Genomic DNA, 4,702 nt, shown 5'->3' with positions numbered 1-4,702 from the left:
AACGTCCGCGCCGCGCGGGCGTGTCGTCCTTCGGCATCAGCGGCACCAACGCCCACGCCATCATCGAAGAGGCCCCGCCCGTCGAGGAAGCCCCCGCCGAGCGGCGCGAGTTGCCGGTCGTACCACTGGTGGTGTCGGCCAGGACACGGGCGGCGCTGGAGGCCCAGCTCGACCGGATGGCCGCCGTCGCGCAGGACGCGCTGGACGTGGCGTACTCGGCCGCGACGGGCCGGGCCGCGCTGGAGCACCGCGCGGTGCGCATCGGATCGTCGGAGACCGTCATCGGCTCGGTCACCGAAGGCAGGCTGGCGTTCCTGTTCACCGGGCAGGGCAGCCAGCGGGTGGGGATGGGCCGGGAGCTGTATGACACGTTCCCGGCGTTCACGGCGGCGTTCGACGAGGTGTGCGACGCGCTCGACCTGCCGTTGCGCGAGGTGATGTGGGGCGACGAAGTCGCCCTGCGGCGTACCGAGTTCACCCAGCCCGCCGTGTTCGCGCTCGAAGTGGCGCTGTTCCGGCTGCTGGAGTCGTGGGGTATCAAACCGGACGTGCTCACCGGGCATTCCATCGGTGAGGTGGCGGCGGCCCATGTGGCGGGCGTGTTCGGGCTCGCCGACGCGGCCCGGTTGATCACGGCGCGCGGGCAGTTGATGCAGTCGCTGCCGCCCGGCGGCGCCATGATGGCCATCCAGGCCACCGAGGAGGAGATCACGCCGCTCCTCGGCGAAGCGGTGGGCCTCGCGGCGGTCAACGGCCCGGCGTCCGTGGTCGTCTCCGGCGCCGAGGATGCCGTGACCGCGCTCGCCGAGCGTTTCGGTGACCGCAGGACGACCCGGCTGAAGGTGTCGCACGCGTTTCATTCACCGCTGATGGACCCGATGCTGGAAGACTTCCGGGAGATCGCCGAGAGCGTCACCTACCACGAACCGGCCATCCGGCTGACCAAGGACATGGCGTCGGCGGACTACTGGGTGCGGCATGTGCGGGACACCGTGCGGTTCGCCGACGATGTGCGCGTCCTGCGGGACGAGGGGGTCACCCGGTTCCTGGAGATCGGGCCGGACGCCGTGCTGACGGCGATGGTCCAGCAGATCGCCGAGGGCACGACGGCAGCGGTGCTGCGCCGCGGCCATCCCGAGACGGAAAGCCTGTTCACGGCGGTCGGGCGGCTGTTCACCGCCGGAGTCCGGGTCGACTGGGAAGCCGTCCTCGGGGGCCGCGGGGCGCGGCGCGTCGATCTGCCGACCTATCCCTTCCAGCGGCAGTCGTACTGGCTGGAGTCCGGGCGCGGACCGGAGGGCTCCGACCATCCGCTGCTGGACGCGGCGGTCGGGGTGGCGGGCACCGATCAGACCGTGCTGACCGGGCGGCTGTCGGCCGGGACGCAGCCCTGGCTGGCCGGCCACGTCGTCGGCGGCGGACTGATCTTCCCCGGTACGGGCTTCGTCGAGCTGGCCGTCCGCGCGGGCGACGAGGTGGGATGCGGCCGGATCGAGGACCTGACGATCGAGGCGCCGCTGGTCCTCGCGGAGCGCGCCGCCGTGGCCCTTCAGGTGCTGGTCGGGCCCGATGACGGATCCGGCCACCGGCCGGTCGAGGTGTACTCGCGCGGCGAGGACGAGCCCCACCGCCCCTGGACCCGCCACGCCGCCGGAACCCTGGCCCCGGCCACCGGCGACGGTGCGACGGAGATGACACAGTGGCCGCCGCCCGGGGCGGAACCGGTGGAAGTGGCCGGCCTGTACGAGGCGCTGGCGGACGCCGGACTGGCGTACGGACCGGTCTTCCAGGGGCTGAAGGCCGCCTGGCGGCGCGGCGACGAGATGTTCGCCGAGGTCGTACTGCCCGGCGCGGCGGACCGGTTCGGGCTGCACCCGGCACTTCTGGACGCGGCCCTGCACGCGGTCCCGCTGCTGTCGGACGACGACCGCGTCGTCCTCCCCTTCTCCTGGACGGGCGTGGAACTGCACGCCTCCGGTGCCGATGCGCTCCGCGTACGGATCACGTCACCGGGCCGGGACCAGGTCACCCTGGACGCCGTGGACGGCACCGGCCGGCCGGTCATCTCGGTGGACTCCCTGAACTTGCGCCCGATGGCGACACCGTCGCTCGCCCGCGTCGACTCGCTGTTCCAGGTGGAGTGGACACCGGTGGCCGCACAGGGCCGGGCGGCCGGCGACATGACGGTGTGGCGGGCCGACGGCGACGACGTCCGCTCCGCGCTGCGTTCCGTACTGACGGCGCTCCAGGCGGGAACCGGCGCCTTGGCGGTGGTCACCCGTGGCGCGGTGTCGGTCGCCGGTGAGGACGTCACCGACCTGGCCGGTGCGGCGGTGTGGGGCCTGGTGCGCAGCGCCCAGTCGGAGGATCCGGGGCGGGTCGTCCTGGTCGACGTGGCCGGTGCGGAGGACGATGCGGACATCGCCCTGGCGCTGGCGGCGGGGGAGCCGCAGGCGGCGGTCCGGGACGGCAAGGTCTACACGCCACGGCTGCGGGCCGCCTCGGTGACGGAATCCGAACCCTCCTCCGTCTTCGGCGACTCGGTGCTGGTCACGGGCGCGTCGGGGGCGCTGGGCGGGCTGGTGGCACGCCATCTGGTGACCGGACACGGGGTGCGGCGGCTGTTGCTGACCGGTCGCCGGGGGCCGGACGCACCGGGCGCGGCGGAACTGGTGGCGGAGTTGTCCGGGCTGGGGGCCGAGGTGGAGGTGGTGGCGTGTGATGTGGCGGATCGGGGGTCCGTGGCCGCGCTGCTGGCGGGCCGGGAGCTGTCGGGTGTGGTGCACGCGGCGGGTGTGCTGGACGACGGGGTGATCGCGTCGTTGACGCCGGAGCGGGTGGACCGGGTGTTGCGTCCGAAGGTGGACGCGGCGCTGCATCTGCACGAGCTGACACGCGAGATGGATCTGAGCGCGTTCGTGCTGTTCTCCTCCGCCGCCGGGGTGATCGGCTCGCCGGGGCAGGGCAACTACGCGGCGGCCAACGCGTTCCTGGACGCCCTGGCCGCACACCGCCGCGCCCAGGGGCTGCCCGCCCAGTCCCTGGCCTGGGGCCTGTGGGCGACCGACGCCGGTATGGCCGGGGAACTGGCGGACCAGGACCGGCAGCGGATGGGCCGTGCGGGCCTGACGGGGCTGTCGCCCGCCGAGGGGCTGAAGCTCTTCGACACGGCCACCGCCCTCGCCACCCCCGTCCTGGTCCCCATGAGCCTGGACACCAGGACGCTGCACGCGGCCGAGGCACCCCCGATGCTGCGCGGCCTGGTACGCGGCTCCGCGCGGCGGGCCGTAGCGGCGCAGCACGACGAGGGGAGGCCGGCCCAGCTGCGGCAGCGGCTGGCCGCACTGCCCGCCGACGAGCGGTACGACGAACTGCTGGCCCTCGTCCGTACCCATGCGGCGGCGGTGCTGGGGCACGCGGGCCCGGAGGCCATCGAACCCGAGCGGGCCTTCGGCGACCTCGGCTTCGACTCGCTGGGCGCGGTCGAATTCCGCAACGCCGTCAACGCCACCGCCGGGCTGCGGCTGCCACCCACCCTGATCTTCGACTATCCCAACGCCCGGGTGCTGGCCGAACACCTCGCCACGGAACTGGCGCCCGACCACGCCGACGGTGACACCGGAGCCGACGAGGACACGATCCGCCGCCTCCTCGCCTCGATCCCGCTCACCCGGCTGCACGACGCGGGCGTGATGGACACCCTGCTCGAACTCGCCGGTGCCGCCCCCGCCACGGCCGCGCCCATGGCGGAGCCGCGCGACGCGATCGACGCGATGGACACCGACACCCTCATCAGCATGGCGCTGCAGGACACCGCCCTGGACGACGCGACGCGAGAAGCCTGAGGACACGATGGCCGACACCGACCAGAAGCTCGTGGCGGCGCTGCGCGCGTCGCTCAAGGAGACCGAGAGCCTGCGCGCGAGCAACCGCGCCCTGCGGGCCGCCTCCCGCGAACCCATCGCGATCGTGGCCATGAGCTGCCGCTATCCCGGCGCGGCCTCGCCCGAGGAGCTGTGGCGGCTGGTCGCCGACGGAACGGACGCCGTCTCGCGGTTTCCCACCGACCGTGGCTGGGACGAGGCGGGCATCTACGACCCCGAGCCCGGACGCCCCGGCAAGACGTACAGCCGGGAAGGGGCGTTCCTGTACGACGCGGCCGAGTTCGACCCCGAGTTCTTCGGAATCGCGCCGAACGAGGCGATGGTCATGGATCCGCAGCAGCGGTTGCTGCTGGAGGCGTCCTGGGAGGTGCTGGAGCGGGCCGGGATCGACCCGTCGACGCTCAAGGGCAGCCCGACCGGTGTGTTCGCCGGGATGATGTACCACGACTACACCTACAACAGCAGTACGGGCGCCATCGCCTCCGGCCGTGTCGCCTACGCCCTCGGCCTGGAGGGCCCGGCCGTCACCGTCGACACCGCCTGTTCGTCCTCCCTGGTCGCCCTGCACTGGGCGGTCCAGGCGCTGCGGTCGGGCGAGTGCACGCTCGCGCTCGCGGGTGGTGTCACGGTGATGGCCACGCCGGAGACGTTCATCGAATTCAGCCACCAGCGCGGGCTGGCCCCCGACGGCCGCTGCAAGTCGTACGCGGCGGCCGCCGATGGCACCGGCTGGGGTGAGGGCGTGGGCATGCTGCTGGTCGAGCGGCTGTCGGACGCGCGCCGCAACGGCCACCCGGTGCTGGCGGTCGTACGGGGCA

Annotated in this window: 2 protein-coding genes; both read left to right on the top strand. The window is 73.4% G+C overall.

Annotation, left to right across the window (positions count from 1 at the left end; genetic code table 11):
• Positions 1–3,845 (top strand): type I polyketide synthase (locus tag ASC60_RS38345; protein ID WP_159043422.1); only part of this gene is annotated, 3,845 nt, incomplete at its 5' end.
• A 7-nt stretch (positions 3,846–3,852) separates the two neighbouring features.
• Positions 3,853–4,702 (top strand): beta-ketoacyl synthase N-terminal-like domain-containing protein (locus tag ASC60_RS38340; RefSeq protein ID WP_234357339.1); only part of this gene is annotated, 850 nt, incomplete at its 3' end.

This window comes from Streptomyces sp. NBRC 110028 (genome assembly GCF_001417735.1).
Classification (GTDB): domain Bacteria; phylum Actinomycetota; class Actinomycetes; order Streptomycetales; family Streptomycetaceae; genus Streptomyces.
Note: the sequence above shows the minus strand (reverse complement) of the source record. Positions and strands in the feature narration are given on the sequence as shown.